Source organism: Actinomadura sp. 6K520 (assembly GCF_004349245.1).
Classification (GTDB): Bacteria; Actinomycetota; Actinomycetes; order Streptosporangiales; family Streptosporangiaceae; genus Spirillospora.
Genome location: NZ_SMLC01000026.1, coordinates 40541 through 61794 on the forward strand (window position 1 = coordinate 40541; position 21254 = coordinate 61794).

Consider the following 21254-nt stretch of genomic DNA (forward strand, 5'->3'; position numbering starts at 1 on the left):
GTTCGTGCAGTCGAGCCGTGCGTCAGCGGGCCGGCTTCGCGCCGGCCCCCTCCGCCTTCGCCGCCCCGGCCGGCCGCGTGTCGGCGGGGGCCGCGCCCGGCACCCGCGCGCCGCCGCGGACCAGCCGCCCGACCTCGGCCCGCAGCTGGACGAACTCCGGCAGGCCGCGGGTGTCGATCTGGTCGCGGACGGACGGCAGCCCGACGGGCAGGTCGGCGTGCACCCGGGCGGGCGAGCGGTTGAGGACGACGACCCGGTCACCGACGTAGACGCTCTCGTCGATGTCGTGGGTGACCAGCAGGATCGTCATCTTCTCCGTGCGGTGCACCTGGAGGACGAGGTCCTCCAAGTCCTCCCGGGTCTGCGCGTCGACGGAGCCGAACGGCTCGTCCATCAGCAGCAGCGAGGGACGGTAGGCCAGTGCCCGCGCGATCGACACGCGCTGCTGCATGCCGCCGGACAGCTGCCACGGGTACTTGCGTCCGGCGTCGTGGAGGCCCACCGACTCCAGGGCCTCTTCCGCGGCGGCCCGCCGCTCCGAGCGCGACTTCCCGCGCCGGCGCAGCGGCAGCGCCACGTTGTCGCGGACGCTCAGCCAGGGGAACAGCGACCGGCTGTAGTCCTGGAACACCACCGCGAGGTCGTCGGGCACGCCGTTGACCGGCTTGCCGTCCAGCGTGAGCCTGCCGCCGGTCGGCTGGATCAGCCCGGCGATGCAGCGCAGCAGCGTGGACTTGCCGCAGCCGGACGGCCCGACGATGCTGACCAGCTGCCCGTCCGGGACGGTGAGGTCGAGGCCGTCGAGGACCTTGAGCCCGTCTCCTCCGTAGGAGTGGGTGAGGCCGGTTATCTGAAGCATCACGGCCACCTTTTCTGTGTGTACGTCATGAGGGTCGTCAGCGTGGGGGCATCGGTCAAGTCGCGAGCCGCTGGGCACCGATGTGCCAGGCCAGCACGCGGCGTTCCAGGAGCATGAACACGGCGTTGAACACGAAGCCGAGGATGCCCAGCATGACGATGCCGGCCCACATCCGGGGGAGCTCGAACGAGCGCTGGGCGCCGATGAGCTCGGAGCCGATGCCCGCGGTGCTGCCGAACAGCTCGGAGATGACCATGAGGATCAGCGCGAACGACAGCGCGACCCGCAGCCCCGCGAAGATCTTGGGAGAGGCCCCGGGGAGGATGATGGTCACCAGCCGGCGGAACCGGCCGATGCCGAACACCTTGGCCGTCTCCAGCTGCAGGGACTCCACGGTGCGGACGCCTTCGCAGGTGTTCAGCAGCACCGGCCACACCACGCCGAACGCGATCGTGACGATCTGCATGGTGGCGCCCAGCTGGAACACGATGATGAAGAAGGGCAGCAGCGTCGGCGGCGGCACCGCGCGCAAGAACTCCAGTACCGGGCTCGCCATGTCGTAGAGGATCTGCGACCGGCCGATGGCCGCGCCGACCACGACGCCGGCGACGCCCGCGGCGCCCCACCCGATGAACAGGTGGGTGAGGCTGGTGGAGAAGTCGTCGGTGGCGTTCTCGGTGAGGAACAGGCTGGACGCGGGCCCGGAGAACCACAGCTCGTGCAGCGCCTGGGCGATCCGGGTCGGCGGCGGGAAGTAGGTCTCGTTCACCGCGCGGGTGACGACCTCCCACAGCACGAAGACCAGGACGACGAGCCAGGCGCGCTCGACGAACCCGCGCAGGGCTTTCATGAGGCTCACGTGACGCCCTCCACCTTCGCCGAGTGCCACCTGAACGCGATCCGTTCCAGCCCGAGAAGGGCCAGGTTGGCGAGTAGCCCGAGGACACCGGCCCAGACGGCCCCGGCCAGCAGCAGGTCCGTGCGGCCACCGCCGGCCTGCGTGGAGCTGAGGTAGATGCCGACGCCGTCGACCCCGCCGGCCAGAAGCTCGGTGCTGACCACCACGATGAGCGCGACGGAGGCGGCGATCCGGACGCCGGTGGTGATGAACGGCGCGGCGCTCGGCAGCGAGACGCGCCACAGCACCGACGGCGTTCCGAAGCCGAAGCTGCGCAGGCTGTCCTTCGCGACCGGGTCGACGTCGCGGAGCGCGTACAGGGTGTTGATGAGGATCGGCCACAGGCACGCGTAGAAGATCAGCGACATCTTCATCTGCGTCGGGTCCGCGAACAGGATGATGGCGAGCGGGATCAGCGCGACCGAGGGGATGGGCCGCATGAGTTCGACGAGCGCGCGGGCGGCGGTGCCCAGCAGCGGTACCGAGCCGAGCAGGACGCCCAGCGGCACCGCCACGAGCACCGCCAGCGCGAGCCCGCCGAACCATGCCTGCAGCGTCGCCGCGACGTCGACGAGGAACTCCTCGTCGACGGCGAGCTTCCCGGCCTCCCCCAGTACGGTCGTCGCCGGGGGGAGGGCGGACGCGTCCACGAGGCCGGTACGGCTCACGACCTCGAGGACTGCGACCGCACCGGCCACCCCGGCGGCGCCGAAGACGATGCGGCGATGATTCATGCGGCCGATTCGGCGATGAACTTCTTGACGTCGATCTTCTCTTCGACGTAGCCGAACTGGAGCATCACGTCCGCCACGCGCTGGAGCCTGGTGGCGTTCAGCGTGGTCGGGAACGTGCCGTAGCTCATGGTCGAGGCGACCTCTTCGGTGATCCCCTTGGCGTAGGTCGGCAGGATGTCCTGCACGAGCTTACGGTCGGCCGCCATGCCCTGCGCCTTCTGCAGCGCGCGCTGGAACGCGGCGGTCGTCTTCGGGTTGTCCTGGATGAACTTCTCGGTGGCGGCGTAGCCGGCGATCGGGAAGTCGGCGGTGGGGCCGCTGGACAGGTCGGAGATCATGCGGGCGCCGATCGACTGCTGCATCTGGGTGCCGAACGGCTCGATCGCCTGGACGGCCTCGACGCTCTTGGACTTCAGAGCCTGCTCCATGGCGGGCGGGGCGACCTCGACGAAGTTCTTGTCCTCGTCCAGCTCGACGCCCTGCGGCTTGCCGGCGGCGCGGACGAGCAGCGTGCTGATGTTGCGGCGGGTGTTGACGCCGATCTTCTTGCCCTCGAGGTCCTTGATCGTGCGGTACGGCGAGTCCTTGCGCACCATCACGGTGTGGGTCTTGGAGGCGCTCTGGAAGCCCTCGGCGACGATCTTGGGCTTGAAGCCGGGGTCCTTGATGCCGGCGGTCAGCAGCGAGACGTAGTTGCCGAAGCTGAAGTCCAGGCGGCCGCTCTTGAGCAGCGGGATGCCCGCGGCGCCGCCCTGGATGACCTCCGTCTTCACGTTCAGGCCCTCGGCCTTGAACAGGCCCTTGTCGATGGCGATCTGCACGGGGGCGGTGTCGGCGATGGTCATGGTGCCGAGGGTGATATCGGTCTTCTCCAGGCCGTTGGCCGAGGAGCCCTCGTCGGAGTCGCCGCAGGCGACCATGGTGAGCCCGAGCGCGATGGCCAGTGCGCCGCCGAGGATGGTGCGGCGGTGGGAAGCAGACATGATCAATGCTCCATTTGCGGGGGAAGCTGGCTGAAAGCTGATCTTTCAACGAGCGGGGAGCGTAGCGCACCGCGGGCGCGCTATGGGGGAGATGCCAGCTTTACGTGCACATATGTGAACACACATGAGCAAGCTGTGACATTTACGTCTCCTACATCACAAGTCTAGACCTGTGTGATCATTCGGGTTGGCCATGATGGTTGCTCTGTGTTGCAATGTTCCGCGCTTGCCCACAGTGGTGCGGGCAGGTGACACGACCCGGATCTCGTTCAGGGTCACTGTGCGCCGCGAGCGATCGACCCATTGAGAGGTAGCGGAGGGCAGTGCGGAAAGCCGAAGGGGCCGAGATGGCCCCGCAGTCCCCTCAGCCAGGCCCGTCTGCCAGCGAAGACGCCCCCAAGCGAGGCTTCCTGGGAGGCCGGTTCAAGCTGCGCAACTGGCGCGTGCGGACGCGCCTTTTCGCCCTCATCGCGGTGCCCACCATCGTGGCCGCACTCCTTGCGGGCTTTCGCGTCGAGGTCTCCATGGAGGACGCCGACGCCTACCGCCGGACGGGCCAGATGGCTACGCTCGGTAAGGAACTGACTGCGCTCGCACACGAGGTGGAGAACGAGCGCGACGCGATGGCGAGCCGGGCCGCGGGCGGCGCGCGCGCCGTCAACGACGAGGAGCTGAAACAGCGCCAGGCCGCGGTGGACGCGGCCGCCCGCAAGGTACAGGCGGCGGCCGAGGGCCTTGACATCAGCGCGCCCGGGCTGGAGCTTGCGCTCGGGAACGTCCTCGACCGGGTCAACGACCTGCCGGCGCTGCGGGCCCTGTCCGCGCGCCTGGCGCCGGGCCCGATCATCGACAAGTACGGCGAGTTCGTCGACGACTTCAGCGGCTACCACCTGCTGGTCTCCCAGGACGCCCCGACGCCCGAGCTGGCGCAGGGGGCGCTGGCGCTCGCCGACCTCGCGAGCGCCAAGGATGCCGCGTCCCGGGAGCGGGCCCTCATCGCCGCGGCGCTGTGGGAGGGGCAGTTCCTGCCGATCGACCGCGCCTCGGTCGACGACGCCCGCGCCGACCTCAACACGAGCATCGAGGCGTTCCGCAGCTCGGCCACCGTGGCGCAGCTGCAGCTCTTCGAGGACACCGTCACCGGCCCGGAGCTGGACCGCGCGGAGGTCACCCGGCTGCGGGCCCTCGCGGTCGCCGACGCCTCCCCGGAGCTGCAGGTCAGGCTGGGCAGCCGCATCGCGACCAACTGGATGTCGGACTCCAGCGTGCGCATCGACAAGCTGCGCACGGTCGAGCAGAAGATCGCCTCGGACCTCGCCGCCGGCGCCGATGACGCCAAGTCCAGCGCCCAGACCGACGCGATCCGGGACGGGGTGCTGCTGTTCCTCGTCCTCGCGATCGTCCTGGCGACCGTCATCCTGGTGGCCCGCTCGCTGGTGCGGCCGCTGCGGCGGCTGCAGTCCGGCGCGCTGGAGGTGGCCGGCACCCGGCTGCCGGGCCTGGTCGACCGGCTGCGCGATCCCGAGGCCGCCGCGGGCGGTATCGAGGTCGAACCCATCGAGATCGACTCCACCGACGAGATCGGCCAGGTCGCGCGGGCGTTCGACGAGGTCCACCGCGAGGCGGTCCGGCTGGCGGCCGACGAGGCGGTCCTGCGCGGCAACATCAACGCGATGTTCGTCAACCTCTCGCGCCGCAGCCAGTCCCTGATCGAGCGCCAGCTGAAGCTGATCGAGGAGCTGGAGCAGAGCGAGCGCGACGAGGAGCAGCTCGGGAACCTGTTCCGGCTGGACCACCTGGCGACCCGCATGCGCCGCAACAATGAGAACCTCCTCGTCCTCGGCGGCCAGGACCAGGTGCGCCGGTGGAACCAGCCCGTTCCGCTGATCGACGTCGTCCGCGCCTCGCTGTCCGAGGTCGAGCAGTACGAACGGGTCGCGCTACGGGTTCAGGGCGACATGACCGTCGGCGGCCCGGTCGTCAACGACCTCGTCCACCTGCTGGCCGAGCTGGTGGAGAACGCCACGGTCTTCTCCGCCGACCACACCAAGGTGACCGTCTCCGGCCAGATGCTGAGCGGTGGCGGCGCCATGCTGCAGATCACCGACAACGGCGTGGGCATGTCGGCCGAGGAGCTGGAGCAGGCCAACTGGCGGCTCGCGAACCCGCCCGTCATCGACTTCTCCGCGGCGCGCCGCATGGGCCTGTTCGTGGTCGGCCGCCTGGCCGTCCGGCACGGTATCCGCGTGGAGCTGCGCGCCGCCCAGGGCGGCGGCCTCACCGCGTTCGTGGTGCTGCCCGACGCGGTGATCACCCCGGGCGAGTCCGGCGGATTCGGCGGGCGCGGCTTGAGCGGCCGGGAGAGCGACGGCCAGCAGCTCGCCGCGCTGACCACGACCACCGAGCCGCCCGCCATCGGCACCGGCGGCGGGTTCGCCCAGGACGACTACGGGCCCTCCGGCGCCCCGATGGGCGGCGGGACCGGGGCGCACCCGATGGTCGGCGGCACCGGGCCGCTGCGCTCCCTGCGGGGTGGGACCGGCCCCCAGCCGGCCATGAACGAGACGGGCCCGATCCCCGCCGCCGGCGGCGGCCACGGCTCGTTCCCCGGCACCGGGCCGCTGCCCACCGTGTCGCACGGCGACCAGGGACGGCCCGCCGACGACCCGTACCAGCCCGGCGACCGGCAGCCGCCGCGCCGGCCGGGCGAGCTGCCCATCCGCCGGCCCGGCGCCCAGCTGCCGGGACGGCCGGTCGACGACGGTCCCAACGGCCTCTTCCAGCCCCGCAACGAGCGGCAGGACGGCACGGCCAACGGCGTCTACGGCCAGGGCGGTCCCCAGGGCGGGCCCCAGTCCGTCGTCCCGGAGGCCCAGCCGATGGTGCCCGAGCCGGGCGGCTCGCGGCAGATCCCGTGGGAGACCGGGCCGCTGGAGCAGGTGGGCGAGACCGGGCAGGGGCCGCGGGACCCCTACGGCGACGCCTCGCAGACCGGCCCCGGGCTGCGGCGGCGCACGTCCCAGTGGGACACGGGCGACCTGGCGCCGCAGCCGGGCGGGATGCCGAGGCGGCACCCGGCGGAGGAGCCGTACCAGGAACCGCCCGTCTCCGAACCGTCCGTGCGGGCGCCCCAGGCACCGCCGGTGCAGGCGCCGCCCGAGCAGAAGGCGCCACCGCGAGGGCCCGAGCGTTCGCCCATCTTCGACGCGATGCAATCGGAGTGGTTCATGCGAAGGTCGGGAGACAACCCGGGGGAGAACCCCGCGCGGGGCTGGGAGTCCCCGGCGGACGCGGGCTTCCGCGCCGCCGAGGCCGCCCGCGAGCCCGTCGCGACGACGCGCACCAATGTCGGGCTGCCCAAGCGGGTGCCGGGCAAGAACCGGGTCCCGGGGGCGGTCGGCCGCGCGGCCGCGCCGGCCGGGAACCCGCAGGCCGGAGCCGGTTCGGCGGCGGGCCAGGCATTGCCACAGGGCCCCGCTCAAGGGCAGGCTGTGCCGGGCGGGCAGGCGCCCGGCGGCCCGGCGCAGGAACGGCAGGGATACGGCCAGACGGCCGACGTCGTACGCAACCGCTTCGCGAGCCTCCAGCGCGGCGTCCATCGGGGACGCCACGAGGCCCGCGGCGCAGGCACGTCAGGTGAGGCGCCGTCACAGGGTGACGGCGAGACAGGAGGCACCCGGTGAGCGGGCAGGATCTCAACTGGTTGGTGACGAACTTCGCGGACCGTGTCCCGAAGGTCGCGCACGCCGTCGTGGTCTCCTCGGACGGATTGCCGATGGCGTACTCGTCGGGTTTCCCGCCCGAGCGTGCGGACCAGCTTTCGGCGATCGCCTCGGGGTTGATGAGCCTGACCCAGGGCGCGGCGAAGATCTTCGACGCGGGCGGGGTGAACCAGACCGTCGTCGAGATGGACCGCGGCCTGCTGTTCGTGATGTCGATCACGAACGGGTCGGTGTTCGCGGTGCTCGCGGCGCCGGACTGCGACCTCGGACTCGTCGCGTACGAGATGACACTGCTGGTGGAGCGGGTGGGGCGCGTGCTGTCGCCCGCGCTGCGCGCGCCGGAGCAGGGGCAGCCTCCGTACTCGGGTCCTCCGGTGACGGAGATGGGCGCCGGCCCCGCCCGCTATTGACCGTGACTGACTCTGACGGAGGTCGGCGACATGGATCGAGGCAGCTTCGGAGGCAGTCCCGGGGGCCCCGGGCGCTGGCCGGGTGACCATGGGCGGGCGCCCGCGCCGGGACGCCCCCCCGAACGGGCGGAGAGCGAGAACAGTTCGCTGGTGCGCCCGTACGCCGTGACGGGGGGACGCACCAGGCCGCGCTACGATCTCGCCATCGAGGCGCTGGTCACCGCGGCTCCCTACCCGCCGCGGGACGTGGCCGTGCTCACCCCGGAGTACCGGGCGATCATGGACCTGTGCCGGTCGGCCCGCTCGGTCGCCGAGGTCTCCGCCCTGCTGCGCCTGCCGCTCGGCGTCGCACGGGTGCTCGTCGCCGACATGGCCGTCGAGGGGCTGCTGCGGCTGCACCAGTCCCAGCCCGCCACGACCACCGGCGGACAGCCGGACCTCCGCTTGCTAGAAAGGGTGCTCAGTGGCCTTCGGAAGCTCTGACCAGGTTCCGGCCCCGGGGTCGCACGGCGGAGAGGCCGAGCTGACCTCGGTCAAGATCGTCGTCGGCGGCGGTTTCGGTGTCGGCAAGACCACCTTCGTCGGGTCGGTCTCGGAGATCATGCCTCTCACCACCGAGGCGGTGATGACCGCGGCCAGCGCCGACGTGGACGACCTGTCGGCCGTGCCGGACAAGACGACCACCACGGTCGCGATGGACTTCGGGCGCGTGTCGCTCGACAGCGAACTGATCCTCTACCTGTTCGGCACGCCCGGGCAGCACCGCTTCTGGTTCATGTGGGACGACCTCGTCCGCGGCGCCATCGGCGCCGTGGTGCTGGTCGACACCCGCCGGCTGGAGGACTGCTTCGCCGCGGTGGACTACTTCGAGGAGCTCGGCCTGCCGTTCGTGGTCGGCGTCAACGGGTTCCACGGGGAGTTCCAGTACGCGGTCGAGGACATCCGCGACGCGCTGTCGATCAGCGCGCACGTGCCCATCGTCCAGTGCGACGCGCGGAGCCGCGAGTCCACCAAGCAGGTGCTGATCACGCTCGTCCAGCACGCGATGTCGATGCACGCCTCGCCGCCCGCGGGGGCGTCCGCGCCGCCTGCCGCGTCCGGCGGGCAGGTGGGCACGGCGTCGCCCAGCTGGACCTGACGCCCGGCGCGGACACGGCGCCCCCTGGAACCGGCCGGGTTACGGTCGCGTAGGTCGTGTGCAGGATGCATCATTCTCTACGTGATCGACCATGAACCGGTGATGGGGATTGCGATGAGCGAATTGGAGCCGATTCAGACGTACGTGGCCCTCGGTGACAGCTTCACCGAGGGCCTCAACGACCCCTACCCCGGCGAGGAGGACCGCTTCCGCGGCTGGGCCGACCGGCTGGCGGAGTTCCTCGCCGCGCGGAACCCGGACCTGCGGTACGCCAACCTCGCGGTCCGCGGCAAGGTCCTGCGGCAGATCGTGGACGACCAGGTCCCGCGCGCCGTCGACCTCGCCCCCGACCTCATCACCCTGTGCGCGGGCGGCAACGACATCATCCGCCCCGGCGCCGATCCCGACGCGCTCGCGGTCGTCTTCGACGACGCCGTCCGCCGCCTGCGCGCCACCGGCTCCCGCGTCGTCGTCTTCACCGGCTTCGACACCCGGGGGCTGCGCGGCGGCGGCCGCATCCGCGGCAGGGCCGCCACCTACAACATGCACCTGCGCGCCATCGCCGACCGCCGCGGCTGCACGGTCGTCGACCTGTGGCCGCTGCGCGTGTTCGACGACCCGCGCGCCTGGTACGAGGACCGCCTGCACCTCTCGTCCGAGGGGCACCGCCGCATGGCCCTGTGCGTCGCCGAGGCGATCGGGCTTGCCGCCGGCGAGGACTGGCGCGAGCCCTGGCCGCCGCTGGACCGTGCCGACTGGCTGACCTCGCGGCGGGAGGACGTCCGCTGGGCCCGCACCTACCTCCTGCCGTGGATCGGGCGCCGCGCCACCGGCCGTTCCTCCGGGGACGGCCGGGGCCCCAAGCGCCCCGCCCTGGTGGCGTGGAGCGGGGACCTCGCCCTCCGGGGGGACGGGGGCTCGAACGGTGCGGCCCGGTGCCAGGGACCGTCTCGCTCCGAGCACTAGCGTCCTTCCCCGCGTGGTCGGGTCACGCCGGGTCAGGCGGGGTCGGGATCGCCGATGGCCTCCTCCAGCGTGTCGGCCACCGGGATCCGGCGGTGCAGGCCGGTGATCGCGAGGGTGCGGCGGATGAGCGGAGGGGGCGCGGCGATGGTGAGGCTGCCGCCGGCGGCCGTGACGGCCTTGTAGCAGGAGACGATGACCGAGAGGCCGCCGGAGTCCATGAACTCCAGGCCGGCGAGGTCGAGGACGAGGCGCTCGCCGTGTTCGCGGCGGGCGGCGTCCAGGTACACGCGCAGGTCCTCCGAGGAGGCGATGTCGAGGTCTCCGCGCAGCCGCACGACGGCACGTCCGGCGTGCGGCCGGGTGGTCATTTCCAGGAGCGGCACGCGGGGACTTCCTCGGGTCCGTGCAAGTTCGTGAAGCGAATCATTTCCATGTGACAACTATTGCGGACGGCGCGGCCCCCTGCCAACCCGCCGCGCGCCGGGGGGTGTGCGCGGTCGTGCCCGGCCGTAGGGTGCTGTCGGACAGTGCCCGATCCGCTGTGTAGGAGAAGGACCCCCCAGGTGAGTTCCCCCCGGCTGCCGGACCATCTCGAAGTGCTGCTCACCGAGGAGCCCGTCCTGGACGTGTACGCGCACGGTCCATGGCGGGTGCCCGACGGGCTGTACGAGGAGATGCGCGAACGCGCCGTGGAGTACAACCGGGACCCGCGCGCGGTGGTGCTGACCAGGCAGCTCAGCGACTTCTACGGCGGCGGCACGAGCGCGGCGGGGGCGGAGCAGTGGTCGCTGCTGACGTTCCTGCTCGGCGCGTCGGCCGTCCGGGGCGGGTCGCGGGGCGACGTCGACTACGAGCTGCTGTCGGCGTTCCTCGCCAAGCCCGAGACCGCCGTCCGGGACCCGCTGGCCTGGTTCACGCAGGGCGGGCGGTGGCGTCCGCCGGGCCTGTGGCTTCCCGAACCGGCCGGGGACGACCGCGAGCGCCGCGCGGTGATGTTCGAGCTGGCGCGCGCGGGGCTGGACGTCTTCGCGGGGCTGGAGCCGGTGGAGCGGCGCCGGCGGGCGCTGATGGAGCTGTTCGACCGGCGCGCCGCCGACCCGGAGCTGCGCGAGCTGGACATGAGCGTCCCCATCGGGCGCCTGGAGGAGTCGTGGACGTCCGGGCTGACCGATGAGGAACTGGCCGTCCTGCCCGAGCTGGCGGGGCCCGTCGGCTACCTCGGGTGGGCGTGCGCGGGCCTGGAGGCCGCACACGAGCGCTTGGCGGGGGCCGTCGCGGACGGGGACGAGCCCGACACCGCCCTCGCCCGGCTGCTGCTCGCGGCCGACGCTCCGGTCGTCCCGGCGGAACTGGCCGTCGTCCTGGGGACGACGCGCTACGAGAACGTGGAGGAGCGGTTCCGCGCGGCCCGCGAGGGCTTCGCGACGGACGCGTGGCAGCAGGACGTGCGCGCGTGGCTGGCCCGGGGGCTGGTCGCGGGCGAGGCCGACGCCGCGCGTGCGTGGCTGGACATGGCGGTCCGCATCACGGGCTCGGTGCAGGGGCTTCCGGACTCCCCGGTGAGCCCGCGCTGCCGGGTGCCGGTGCGCGCGTTCCACGCCGACCTGCGGCGGCTGTTCACCGCGCGGCGGGTCCGCAACACGCTCGGCACCTCGCTGGGCGGCGAGGACCCCCAGCGAACCGGGACCGGCCGGGCACGGCGCGCCGAGGAGGCTGCCGGCGGGGGCCCGGACCCGCTGGTCGGGCAGCCGGAGCTGTCGCGGGTCCTGGACGCCGCGGTCCGGGCGCGGCTGGCCGGGGAACGCCCCGTCCGCCTGCTGATCGCCGGCCCGGAGGGGACCGGGAAGGGCACCGCCGCCGAGGTGGCGGAGCGCCGGCTGGCCGAGGGCGGAGCGGCCCGCGAGGCGCTGTGGATCTCCGACCAGGTCTTCGCGTCGCTGGGGGTGAGCGACGCCGTCCTGTGGCTGCAGGCCCGCGTCCGCGACTGCCTGGAGGGGCGGATGCTCCTGGTGGTGGACGACCTGGAGAAGCTCGCCGCGCACGAGCGCTGCGGCGCCGCCGCCGTCGAGGAGCTGCGGCGCCTCATGGCCCGCTCGCCGTCCCTCGGCGTCGTCGCACTGTGCCGTCCCGGCGGCGACCGGCGGCTGTTCGACGCCAACCCGGCGCTCGTCCGGGCGTTCGACGTGGCCCGCACCCGCGACTTCGGTGAGGACGACTTCGCCGAGCTGTTCACGCTGGCCGTCGCGCGGCGCGGCGCCCGCGTCGGGCCGGAGGCCGCCGCGACCGCCGCGGGCATGCTGCGCCGCACCCCGCCGCTGCTGAACCTGCGCGGCGCCCGGCTGGTGGAGCACATGGCGGGGCAGGCCGTCGCCGCCGCGGCCCTGCGCGCCGCGGAGGAGACTCAGGCGGGGGATGCGGCCGGGGAGGCGGGCGCCGCGCCCGCCGGCCCGCCGGAGGTCACGGCGGCGGACCTGCCGCACCGGCTGATCCCGGGCCGCTCCGCCGGCACCGACCCGCTCGCCGAACTGGCCGCGTGCGCGGGGATCGAGCCCGCGAAGCGCGAGGTGGACGCGCTGGTCGCCGAGGCGAAGGCCGCCCGGCTGCGCCGCGAGGCGGGCATGAAGGCCAGGGACCTGCCCCGGCACCTGGTGTTCATCGGGAACCCCGGCACCGGCAAGAGCAAGGTCGCGGGCATCCTCGGCCGGCTGTACGCCGACCTCGGCGTGCTGTCCTCCGGCCACCTGGTCGAGGTGGAGCGCGCCGACCTGCTCGGCGAGTACGCCAGCGAGAGCGCCCTGCGGGTCCGGCGGGCGGTGGAGGAGGCCCACGGCGGCGTCCTGGTCGTCCGTGACGCGCACGCCCTGGTCTCGGCCGCCGCGGACGCCGCGCGGGGCCGCGAGGTCCTGGACGTCCTCATCACCGGCCTCCAGGCCCGCACCGAGGACCTCCTCGTCGTGCTGACCGGCCCGGAGGCCGAGCTGAACGGGTTGCTGAAGTCGCGTCCCGACCTGGCCGCGCACTTCCCCCGCACCGTCCGGTTCCCCGACCTCACCGAGGAGGAGCTGGTCGAGGTGTTCGCCGCCAAGGCCGCCGACGCGGGGTTCGAGCTGGCGCCCGGGGTGCTGGAGCGGGTCCGCGAGCTGGCCGAGGCCGCGCCGCGCGAGCGCGGGTTCGGCAACGCCCGCGCCATGATCAACCTGCTCGACCGGGCGGTGGCGATGCAGGGGCGGCGCGTCCTCGCCGACGGCATCGTCGACGAGACCGAGTCGCTGGACGAGATCCTCCTGGCGGACCTCCCCGACACGCTCAGCCGCGGGCGCGACGACGTCCCCGGCGACCCGCTCGCCGAGATCGACCGGCTGATCGGGCTGGCCGACATCAAGCGGGAGGTGTCCTCCCTGGTCGCCGAGGTCCGCGCCGAGCAGCTGCGGCGCGACGCCAAGCTGTCCCCGGCGTCCCCGTCCCGCCACATGGTGTTCATGGGCAGCCCGGGCACGGCCAAGACGACGATCGCCCGGCTGATCGCCGCCGTGTACGCGCGGCTCGGGCTGCTGTCGTCCGGCCACCTGGTGGAGGTCACCCGCGCCGACCTCGTCGCCGAGTTCATCGGGCAGACGGCGCCGCGGGTGCGGGGCGCGGTCGAGCGCGCCCTCGGCGGCGTGCTGTTCGTCGATGAGGCGTACACGCTGTCGTCCTCGGGCGGCGACCGGCGCGACTTCGGCCACGAGGCGGTCGCCGAGCTGCTGCGGCTGATGGAGGAGCACCGCGGTGACCTGGTCGTCATCGTCGCCGGATACGACGCCGAGATGGAGCGCTTCCTCGACGCCAACCCGGGGCTGAAGTCCCGGTTCCCGAAGGTGCTGCACTTCCCCGACTACTCCGACGACGAGCTCGTCACGATCTTCGAGTTCATGGCGGCGGAGGCGGGGTTCGCGCTGGCACCCGGAATCCTCGACGGGGTGCGCCGGCTGGTCGCCGCGCAGCCGCGGGGCTCCTCGTTCGGCAACGCGCGGCTCGTCCGCAACCTGCTGGAGGCGGCGATCTCCCGGCAGGCGCGCCGCATCACCGCCGAGCACGACGCGGAGCCGGACGGCGTCGCGGCGGCCGAGGTCGGGACGCTGCGCCCCGCGGACCTCCCCGACGCGCCCCGGCGCGAACCCGGCATCGGCTTCGGCCCCTACATCTAGCCCGCCCGGCGGCTAGCCCGCCGGCGCCCGCGGGTCGGCGGCGGACGCGCCGGCGCCGTAGGCGGCGGCCTGGAGGGAGTACAGGTCGGCGTACACGCCGCCCCGGGCCATCAGCGCGGCGTGGTCGCCCTCCTCGATGACCTTGCCGTGCTCCAGGACGTAGATGCGGTCGGCGTAGCGGACGCTGGCGAGCCGGTGCGTGATGAGCAGGACCGTCCGGCCGTCGGCGTGCGTGCGGATCCGTTCGAACAGCTGGTGCTCGGCGCGCGCGTCGAGGGCGGCGGTCGGCTCGTCGCAGATCAGCAGCGGCGCGTCGCGGAAGAAGCCGCGGGCGACGGCGAGGCGCTGCCACTGCCCGCCCGACAGCTCCGCGCCGCCCTTGAACCGGCGGTCGAGCAGCGTGTCGTACCCGCGGGCGAGATCGTCCACGACCTCGGCGGCCCCGGAGGCGCGGGCGGCGGCGAGCAGGGCCGGGCTCTCGTCCTCGCCGGGGACGTGCTCGCGGCCGCGCCCCATCGTGATGTTCTGCCGGGCGGTCATCGGCCAGTGCGTGTAGTCCTGCGCGATGACGGCGATACGTTCCCACACCTCCCGCGGGGGCACCTTCGTCAGCGGCACGTCGTCCCACCGGACCTCGCCGGCGTCCGGGTCGTACAGGCCGGCCATGATCTTGGCGAGGGTCGTCTTGCCGGAGCCGTTCTCGCCGACGAGCGCGACCACCTCGCCCCTGCGCAGATCCAGCGAGATGCCGTTGAGGGACGGTACGTCCGCCCCCGGGTAGGTGAACATGACGTCCCGGACGCGGATACGGCCGAAGTCGTCCGGGAGCCGTTCCCGCGCCTCCCGCGCGCCGGGTAGGGCGCGCCGCGGGATCCGCCGCTCCGCCTTCTCGCAGAAGGACAGGTAGTCGCCGAAGTACAGCCCCTCCTCGTAGCACTGGTTGACCGCGAACACCAGGTTGGCCAGGTACGACTGGCCCGACCTGATCGCCAGGACCGCCGTGCCCGCCACCGCCAGCGGCACCGCCCCCTTCCACAGCATGAGCCCGAGCGCGAGGTAGACGGCCGCCGTGGCGAAGCCCTTCAGCACGTCCCCGCTGACCTTCGCGATGGTCTGGCGGCGGGCGAGGTCCAGCTCGACGACCCGCTGGTGGTCGGCCTGCCGGTCGTACTGCTCCAGCAGGAACGGCCGCATGGTGAACGAGCGCACCTCGGCGGCGTGCTCCCGCTCGACCATGAGGTCGGACAGGATCCACTTGCGGCGGGCGACCTCGACCAGCGAGAACATCGTCAGGTACTGCATCCGGGCGCTGCGCACGGACGCCCAGCCCTCCGGGAGCGCCGTCAGCAGGAGCAGCGGCAGCAGCAGCGGATGCAGCACGCCGAGCGTTCCCGCGGCAGCGATCATCCCGACGGCCCCGGTGAGCACGTCGACCGCCTGCTGGACGACCCGCGGCGCCGACGTCAGGCCGCGCGTCTGCGCGCGCTGCAGCTCGTCGAGGAATTCGGAGTCGTCGAGCGCCGCCAGGTGCACCGCCGTCGTCGCCTCGTACAACCGCAGCTCGGCGAGCCGCCGGACCTGCGGGTTCAGCCGCGACTGCGACCAGCCCGCGCACGCCTGCAGCCCGGCGCGCAGTGCCACCGCGCCCGCGACGAGCGCCAGCGAGGGCAGCGCGTCGCGGACCCGGTCGGGCGTCGGCCCGGTGCTGAACAGCGCCGTGAGGACGCCGGTCGTCGCCAGCAGCCAGAACGCCGTGAAGATCCCCGCGAGGAGGTTGAGCGAGATCGTCGCGGCCGTGTCGCCGGGGCTCGCCCGCCAGGCCAGCCGCGTCGCCTGGACGATCACCGCCGGGAGCCGCCGCGCCACCGTGACGAGGCCGGTCTCGGCCAGTTCCCGGTCCTTGGCGTGCCACGTGTGCACGCTGAGTTCCGGCAACTCGGACCCGGGACGGGCTCCCCGGAGGCGCCGGTTCCTCCGCCCGCCCGACGTGGACCGTCTGGAAAACCGCCGTCGTGTACCCATGCGCCGCCCTCCGCACGTCCTGCCCGCCAAGGGCAGTGTGCGCCCCAGGGAGGACGCTTTCCGCTGCATGTGTCACATAGAGCGGTGATTTATACCAGCGGACAATCATGCAGGAGAAGGACGCGGGGAACGCCCGGGAAGTCTAAGGTCTACGGCATGAGCGACGGCTGGCCGGAGGGCTGGACACGCAAGGAGGGCGAACGCGTGGCTCGCAGCAGGCATCACTCCGTTCGGGCGGAGCACCACCAGCCCGCGGCCTACGGGCGGGAACGGCACGGAGACTCCTACGATCCGTACGACGACCCGTACGCCGGCGACCAGCTTCGCGGCGGAGGGCGGTACGACCAGGGCGACCCGTACGGCGGGCCCCCGCCCCGGCGGCGCCGCCGGCGCCGCGCCGGGCGGGTGTTCGGCGCCATCGTGGTCGTCCTGCTGCTGGTCCTCGTCGGCGGCTACTTCTACCTCGACTCGCGGCTGAAGCGGGAGGCCGTGCTCGTCGACTACCCCGGCCGCGTCGCCGACACCCCCGGCACGAACTGGCTGATCGTCGGCTCCGACAGCCGCGAGGGCCTGTCGAAGGCCGAGCAGCGCAAGCTGAAGACCGGTTTCGCGTCGGGACGGCGGACCGACTCGATGATGCTGCTGCACTACGGCTCCGGAGGGACGTCCCTCATCAGCCTCCCGCGCGACTCCTACGTCCCGATCCCCGGCAAGGGCCGCAACAAGCTGAACGCGGCGTTCGCGTTCGGCGGCCCCAAGCTGCTCGTCCAGACCGTGGAGGGGGCCACCGGGATCCGCATCGACCACTACGCCGAGATCGGCTTCGGCGGCTTCGTCGGCGTGGTCGACGCCATCGGCGGCGTGGACATGTGCGTCAAGGAGGACATCAAGGACCCGAAGGCGGGGCTCGACCTCAAGGCCGGCTGCCAGACGCTGAACGGCGCCCAGGCGCTCGGCTACGTGCGGACGCGCGCCTACGCCCGCGCCGACCTCCAGCGGGTGGAGAACCAGCAGCAGTTCTTCGGCGCGCTGATGAAGAAGGCGGCGAGCCCCGGAACGATGCTCAACCCGTTCAAGAGCATCCCGCTCGCGATGAACTCCACCAGCAACTTCCTGGTGGACGACGGCGACCATCTGCATCACCTGGTCCGCATGATGTGGGCGATGAAGGGCGTCAGCGGCGGCGACGGCGTGTCGACGACGGTCCCGATCGGGGGCGGCGGCAGCGCGGCGGGCGTCGGCTCGTACATCACCTGGGACAGGGCCAAGGCGACCAGGCTCTTCGAGGCGCTCAAGCAGGACCAGGCGATCCCGCAGGACGTCATCCAGAAGAAGTGAGCGCGCTCCGGGAGACGTGCGCGGCACCGGACCGCGCGGACGGCACCGGCGTGGTTAGAGTCGGAGCATGTCCGATGTGACGCCCGGCGGGGCCGCCGAGCTGGACGAGCTGCCGTCCAAGGAACTGTACGAGCGTGCGATGGCCGTGGCGAGGGAGCGGCGCGACGTCGGCTTCCTGTGGGAGCTGCTGCGCGCGATCCCCGCCGCGGCGGCGTCCCTGGGCGAGGTCGGCCGCGCCCAGTTCGACATGGTGCACGGCCTGTCGCTGCTGGAGGAGTTCACGCACGCGGGGGAGGGGGAGCTGGCGGAGGCGCTCCGCCCGCTCTACATCCGCTACCTCGCCGAGCACGCCAACGGGACCTGACGGTCTCTTTGCGTGCCGTTGATCTCTGATGGGGCGACACTGGGAAACACTCTCCGTAGTCATCTGACCGCAGAGGGTGGTTGTAGTGAACAAGAAGCACATGAAGATCGCCGGCATCGCCTTCGCGGTGTGGTACGTCATCAGCAGACCCGAGGGCGCGGCGAGACTCGTCAACAACGCCCTGGGCGGGCTCGGCACCGCCGCCGAGTCGTTGTCGCAGTTCATGAGCGCCATCCCGAGCTGACGGACGGCTCCCTGGCCCCGTACCCCGTGCGGTGCGGGGCTTCTTCGTGTGCGGCCACCAAGCGGTTGCCTCGGCGTCACAGTAAAATCGCGCTTTGCGGGCAGACGCGCCTGGGCACAATTGGATCGGGTCAGTTGTGTCGCTGCGCTACAACCAGGGACGGCGTACGGATGAAGAAAAACCTCCGCTATGTGGCGATCGCATTCGTCATCTTCTACTTGCTCAGTTCGCCCACGGACGCGGCCAACGTGGTCAACAACGCTTTCAGCCAGCTCGGCGAGGCGGGCAACCAGCTCGCGGCGTTCGTGAACGCCTTGGGCACCTGAGGCCGCGCCGCCGCCGGACCCGTCCGGCGGCGGCCGGATGATGCAGCAGGATGTGGCCGGTCACGGGGGGTGATCTCCTAGGATCGGCCTCATGTCTGTCTTCGACGTAGAGATCGACGGCCTGCGGGGCGGACCCGCGGACCTCGGCCAGTACCGGGGCAAAGCCGTGCTCATTGTCAACGTCGCCTCCAAGTGCGGCCTCACCCCGCAGTACTCCGGCCTGGAGCGGCTGCAGGAGAGGTACGCGGAACGCGGCTTCACCGTCCTCGGGGTGCCCTGCAACCAGTTCATGGGCCAGGAGCCCGGCACGGCGGACGAGATCGCCGAGTTCTGCTCGGCGACCTACGGGGTCACGTTCCCGATGACCGAGAAGGTCGAGGTCAACGGCGACGGGCGCCACCCGCTCTACCGGGGCCTCGTCGGCACCCCCGACGCCGAGGGCCACACCGGCGACATCCGCTGGAACTTCGAGAAGTTCCTGATCGCCCCCGATGGCACGGTCGCGGCGCGCTTCGCGCCCCAGGCCGAGCCTGAGACGGCCGAGGTCGTCGCCGCCATCGAGGAGAACCTCCCGGCCTGAGCACCGGCGCGCGCCCTCCCCCCTGGGAGGGCGCGTCCGGCGGTGTGAATCGCGCCACATCCCGATCCGGTTGTCCGCTATTCGAGAACGCGTCTAGTTTGAGTAGCCGCGCTCTTGCGAAGTCGCGATATGACGTGGAGGTGCCCGATGCGCGGGTGGACGGCAGGCGACATCCCCGAGCTGCGGGGCCGGCGGGCAATCGTCACCGGAGCCAACAGCGGCCTCGGCTACCACACGGCGCTGCAGCTGGCCCGGCACGGCGCGTCCGTCGTGCTAGCCTGCCGCAGCGCCGAACGCGGCCAGGCGGCCTTCGACCGGATCAGGACCGCCGCGCCGGAGGCCGACCTCGTCCTCGCCTCCCTCGACCTCGCCGACCTGGCGTCGGTCCGCGCGTTCGCGGCCCGGTACGGCGACGCGCCCCTCGACCTGCTGGTCAACAACGCCGGGGTGATGGCCATCCCGCACCGCACGACCGCCGACGGCTTCGAGATGCAGTTCGGCACCAACCACCTCGGGCACTTCGCCCTCACCGGGCTCCTGCTGCCCGCGCTGCGCTCCGCCCCGTCGCCCCGCGTGGTCACGGTCACCTCGGGGTTCGCGTGGTCCGGGCGGCTGAACTTCGACGACCTGCAGAGCGAGCGCCGCTACCGCAAGTGGTCCGCCTACGCCCAGTCCAAACTCGCCAACCTGGTCTTCGCGCGGGAGCTGGACCGCCGCGTCTCCGAGGTGACCAGCGTCGCCGCGCACCCGGGCTACGCCGCCACCAACCTCCAGCAGACCGGCCCCCGGATGCAGGGCAGCACGCTCATGGAGAAGGCCGTCGGCATCGGCAACGCCGTGGTGGCCCAGTCCGCCGCCGGGGGCGCCCTGCCGTCCCTCTACGCCGCCACGGCCCCGGACGTCCACGGAGGCGCCTGCTACGGCCCCCGCATCCTCCAGTACCGCGGTGCCCCCACCGAGGTGGTCACGCCCCCGCAGGCGAACCGCCCCGGGCAGGCCGAGCGGCTCTGGGACGTCTCCGAAACCCTCACCGGCGTCGCCTACGCGGCCGCCGCGCCCTAGGGCTCCTGGCGAAGCCCCCGCGTCGCCTGGGCCAGCGTCGCCGCGATGATGGTCTCGGCGTCGCCCGGCGCCCGCTGCGCGAGGCGCGCCGCCACGTCGACCATGCCCTGGACCAGCTCGGCGCGCAGCGCGGGCTCGGCGACGCCGGCCTCCTCCAGCGCGTCGACGAGCGGCCGCAGCAGCTGCGCGTGCCCGGTGCGGATGCGTTCGAGGGCCGGTTCCGCCAGCGCGTGCTCGGCCAGGGCGACCGCGGCGGCGTGCCGCCCGTCGGTCATCACCCCGAGCTGCACGCGGATGTAGGCCCCGACCTTGCCCTCCAGGTCGCCGGGGCCGCGCAGCGCCTCCTCGACGAGGGACGCCCAGCGCGGCAGCTCGGCCTCGACGATCGCCGCGACGAGATCGTCCTTGGACCGGAAGTACTCGTACAGGCTCGGCCGCGACAGCCCGACGCGCCGCGCCAGCTCCGCCAGCGACAGCGCCTCGATGCCCTCCTCGGCCACGAGCGCCCGCGCGGCGTCGAGCAGCGTCCGCAACTGCCGCGCCCGGTGCTCCGCGACGGTCGCCTCACTGATCTTCGGCACGCCGCCATCCTACGTTTCGGGGCTTCCCGCAGGGTGCGCCACCGGACCCGCGGCGCCGTCAGGGGCCGCGGGAGATGTCCCAGTCGAGGGTGGCCGGGACCGCGCCCTCCAGGGTGAGGAGCCAGCGCTTCACCTCGACGCCGGAGCCGCCGCTGTAGCCGCCGAGGCCGTTCGAGGCGACCACGCGGTGGCAGGGGACGATCAGCGGGACCGGGTTGGCGCCCATCACCTGCCCGATGACCTGCGCGTGGACGCCCGTGCCGCTGCGGTCGCCGAGCTCGCCGTAGGTGACGACCTCTCCGTACCGGACGGTCTCGTACAGCGTCGCCAGGACCCGCCGCTGGACGTCGGAGGTGAGGCGCCAGTCGATCGGGAACTCGAAGTCCTTCAGATCACCCGCGAAGTAGTCGCGGAGGCCGGACAGGACCGGCGCCAGGCGCCCCGGAGCCTCCACGACGGGCAGGCCCGCGGCCTTCGCGGTGCGGGCGCGGGCGGCGGGCGTGTCGCGGAAGTGCAGTGACACGACCCCCGCCTCGGTCTCGGCGACGAGCAGGCGGCCGAGCACGGTCTCGACCGTGCCGAACGCGAGTGTCTCGGTCATGCGCGCTCCTTCCGGTGTCTCCAGCGTCCCATGGGGTGAACACCACGGGCCGTCCTCACGTTGCAAGGGTCCGGTGGAGGCGGGCGGCCTCCTTGACCAGGCGGCTCGAACCGCTCCGTGCCGCCACGTCCGCGACGGCGGGGATCGTGCCTTTCGCGCCGATGGCCTCGGCCACCCGGGTCGCCAGGGCGAGCAGGGCGGGGGCGCCGGCGGGAGCGGCTCGGCCGGTTCCGGGAAGG

The 21254-nt window shown here is 72.7% G+C and carries 21 protein-coding genes; 12 read left to right on the forward strand and 9 right to left on the reverse strand.

The features are described from left to right. Positions 1-22: 22 nt before the first annotated feature. Genes E1289_RS09885 through E1289_RS09900 form a run of 4 tightly spaced genes read right to left on the reverse strand, consistent with a single transcriptional unit; the run spans position 23 to position 3474 of the window. A complete protein-coding gene (locus tag E1289_RS09885) occupies positions 23-859 on the reverse strand; it encodes an ABC transporter ATP-binding protein (RefSeq protein ID WP_131977806.1) in 837 nt (278 codons plus the stop codon). A gap of 55 nt (positions 860-914) precedes the next feature. After that, positions 915-1709, reverse strand: a complete 795-nt coding sequence (locus E1289_RS09890) for an ABC transporter permease (RefSeq protein WP_131977869.1) — start codon at positions 1707-1709, stop codon at positions 915-917. 5 nt (positions 1710-1714) lie between these two features. Further along, positions 1715-2491, reverse strand: coding sequence for an ABC transporter permease subunit (locus E1289_RS09895; protein WP_131977809.1), 777 nt, complete (start codon positions 2489-2491; stop codon positions 1715-1717). Next, positions 2488-3474, reverse strand: coding sequence for an ABC transporter substrate-binding protein (locus tag E1289_RS09900; RefSeq protein WP_131977812.1), 987 nt, complete (start codon positions 3472-3474; stop codon positions 2488-2490). Before E1289_RS09900 ends, E1289_RS09895 begins: the two co-directional genes overlap by 4 nt. Before the next feature lie 443 nt (positions 3475-3917). On the opposite strand from E1289_RS09900, the gene E1289_RS09905 reads away from it, so the two are divergent. The 5 genes from E1289_RS09905 (at position 3918) to E1289_RS09925 (ending at position 9710) form a co-directional block, all read left to right on the forward strand. Next, the gene (locus E1289_RS09905) at positions 3918-7157 is read left to right on the forward strand and encodes a nitrate- and nitrite sensing domain-containing protein (protein ID WP_207928887.1); all 3240 of its coding nucleotides are present in this window, start codon (positions 3918-3920) and stop codon (positions 7155-7157) included. Beyond that, a complete protein-coding gene (locus E1289_RS09910) occupies positions 7154-7606 on the forward strand; it encodes a roadblock/LC7 domain-containing protein (RefSeq protein WP_131977818.1) in 453 nt (150 codons plus the stop codon). The genes E1289_RS09905 and E1289_RS09910 overlap by 4 nt, the downstream gene beginning before the upstream one ends. Before the next feature lie 30 nt (positions 7607-7636). Further along, positions 7637-8089 (forward strand): DUF742 domain-containing protein, encoded by a 453-nt coding sequence (locus E1289_RS09915; protein WP_131977821.1) that lies wholly within the window; start codon positions 7637-7639, stop codon positions 8087-8089. Between the two features lie 40 nt (positions 8090-8129). Then, entirely contained in the window at positions 8130-8744 is a 615-nt protein-coding gene (locus E1289_RS09920; protein ID WP_131977872.1) for an ATP/GTP-binding protein, read from the forward strand. Between the two features lie 114 nt (positions 8745-8858). Further along, positions 8859-9710 (forward strand): SGNH/GDSL hydrolase family protein, encoded by an 852-nt coding sequence (locus tag E1289_RS09925; protein ID WP_131977824.1) that lies wholly within the window; start codon positions 8859-8861, stop codon positions 9708-9710. 32 nt (positions 9711-9742) lie between these two features. On the opposite strand, the gene E1289_RS09930 is transcribed toward E1289_RS09925, so the two are convergent. Next, on the reverse strand, positions 9743-10093 hold the full coding sequence (locus E1289_RS09930; protein ID WP_131977827.1) for an STAS domain-containing protein: 351 nt from the start codon (positions 10091-10093) through the stop codon (positions 9743-9745). Between the two features lie 180 nt (positions 10094-10273). Here E1289_RS09930 and E1289_RS09935 point away from each other — a divergent pair, with 180 nt between their 5' ends. Further along, on the forward strand, positions 10274-13897 hold the full coding sequence (locus E1289_RS09935) for an AAA family ATPase (RefSeq protein ID WP_131977830.1): 3624 nt from the start codon (positions 10274-10276) through the stop codon (positions 13895-13897). Positions 13898-13909: 12 nt separating this feature from the next. Here E1289_RS09935 and E1289_RS09940 read toward each other — a convergent pair whose 3' ends face one another. Further along, positions 13910-15817, reverse strand: coding sequence for an ATP-binding cassette domain-containing protein (locus E1289_RS09940; RefSeq protein ID WP_243712727.1), 1908 nt, complete (start codon positions 15815-15817; stop codon positions 13910-13912). A 258-nt stretch (positions 15818-16075) separates the two neighbouring features. Between E1289_RS09940 and E1289_RS09945 the strand changes: the two genes are divergently transcribed. From E1289_RS09945 to E1289_RS09960, 6 genes are all read left to right on the forward strand, one after another. Then, on the forward strand, positions 16076-17257 hold the full coding sequence (locus tag E1289_RS09945; protein WP_131977836.1) for an LCP family protein: 1182 nt from the start codon (positions 16076-16078) through the stop codon (positions 17255-17257). A gap of 67 nt (positions 17258-17324) precedes the next feature. Continuing rightward, the gene (locus E1289_RS09950) at positions 17325-17621 is read left to right on the forward strand and encodes a hypothetical protein (protein ID WP_131977839.1); all 297 of its coding nucleotides are present in this window, start codon (positions 17325-17327) and stop codon (positions 17619-17621) included. 85 nt (positions 17622-17706) lie between these two features. Further along, on the forward strand, positions 17707-17865 hold the full coding sequence (locus E1289_RS38100; RefSeq protein WP_165970406.1) for a hypothetical protein: 159 nt from the start codon (positions 17707-17709) through the stop codon (positions 17863-17865). A gap of 170 nt (positions 17866-18035) precedes the next feature. After that, entirely contained in the window at positions 18036-18191 is a 156-nt protein-coding gene (locus E1289_RS38105; RefSeq protein WP_165958842.1) for a hypothetical protein, read from the forward strand. Between the two features lie 91 nt (positions 18192-18282). Continuing rightward, positions 18283-18771 carry a glutathione peroxidase gene (locus E1289_RS09955; protein ID WP_131977842.1) on the forward strand — a complete coding sequence of 163 codons (489 nt, stop codon included), beginning with the start codon at positions 18283-18285 and terminating at the stop codon, positions 18769-18771. A gap of 147 nt (positions 18772-18918) precedes the next feature. Beyond that, positions 18919-19833, forward strand: a complete 915-nt coding sequence (locus E1289_RS09960) for an oxidoreductase (protein WP_131977845.1) — start codon at positions 18919-18921, stop codon at positions 19831-19833. Here the strand turns inward: E1289_RS09960 and E1289_RS09965 are convergent. The 3 genes from E1289_RS09965 to E1289_RS38110 form a co-directional block, all read right to left on the reverse strand. Then, entirely contained in the window at positions 19830-20414 is a 585-nt protein-coding gene (locus E1289_RS09965) for a TetR/AcrR family transcriptional regulator (protein WP_131977848.1), read from the reverse strand. The two genes, E1289_RS09960 and E1289_RS09965, sit on opposite strands and share 4 nt — an antisense overlap. Positions 20415-20472: 58 nt before the next feature. After that, complete coding sequence (locus E1289_RS09970) at positions 20473-21015, reverse strand: methylated-DNA--[protein]-cysteine S-methyltransferase (protein ID WP_131977851.1); 543 nt, start codon at positions 21013-21015, stop codon at positions 20473-20475. Between the two features lie 55 nt (positions 21016-21070). Beyond that, the coding region (locus E1289_RS38110) for a hypothetical protein (protein ID WP_165970407.1) at positions 21071-21254 on the reverse strand (184 nt) is incomplete at its 5' end.

Bases quoted from the DNA above. Each gene is read 5' to 3' on its own strand.
- E1289_RS09885 (WP_131977806.1), bottom strand. From the start codon at position 859: ATGCTTCAGATAACCGGCCTCACCCACTCCTACGGAGGAGACGGGCTC.
- E1289_RS09890 (WP_131977869.1), bottom strand. From the start codon at position 1,709: ATGAAAGCCCTGCGCGGGTTCGTCGAGCGCGCCTGGCTCGTCGTCCTG.
- E1289_RS09895 (WP_131977809.1), bottom strand. From the start codon at position 2,491: ATGAATCATCGCCGCATCGTCTTCGGCGCCGCCGGGGTGGCCGGTGCG.
- E1289_RS09900 (WP_131977812.1), bottom strand. From the start codon at position 3,474: ATGTCTGCTTCCCACCGCCGCACCATCCTCGGCGGCGCACTGGCCATC.
- E1289_RS09915 (WP_131977821.1), top strand. From the start codon at position 7,637: ATGGATCGAGGCAGCTTCGGAGGCAGTCCCGGGGGCCCCGGGCGCTGG.
- E1289_RS09925 (WP_131977824.1), top strand. From the start codon at position 8,859: ATGAGCGAATTGGAGCCGATTCAGACGTACGTGGCCCTCGGTGACAGC.
- E1289_RS09945 (WP_131977836.1), top strand. From the start codon at position 16,076: ATGAGCGACGGCTGGCCGGAGGGCTGGACACGCAAGGAGGGCGAACGC.
- E1289_RS09950 (WP_131977839.1), top strand. From the start codon at position 17,325: ATGTCCGATGTGACGCCCGGCGGGGCCGCCGAGCTGGACGAGCTGCCG.
- E1289_RS38105 (WP_165958842.1), top strand. From the start codon at position 18,036: ATGAAGAAAAACCTCCGCTATGTGGCGATCGCATTCGTCATCTTCTAC.
- E1289_RS09955 (WP_131977842.1), top strand. From the start codon at position 18,283: ATGTCTGTCTTCGACGTAGAGATCGACGGCCTGCGGGGCGGACCCGCG.
- E1289_RS09960 (WP_131977845.1), top strand. From the start codon at position 18,919: ATGCGCGGGTGGACGGCAGGCGACATCCCCGAGCTGCGGGGCCGGCGG.
- E1289_RS09970 (WP_131977851.1), bottom strand. From the start codon at position 21,015: ATGACCGAGACACTCGCGTTCGGCACGGTCGAGACCGTGCTCGGCCGC.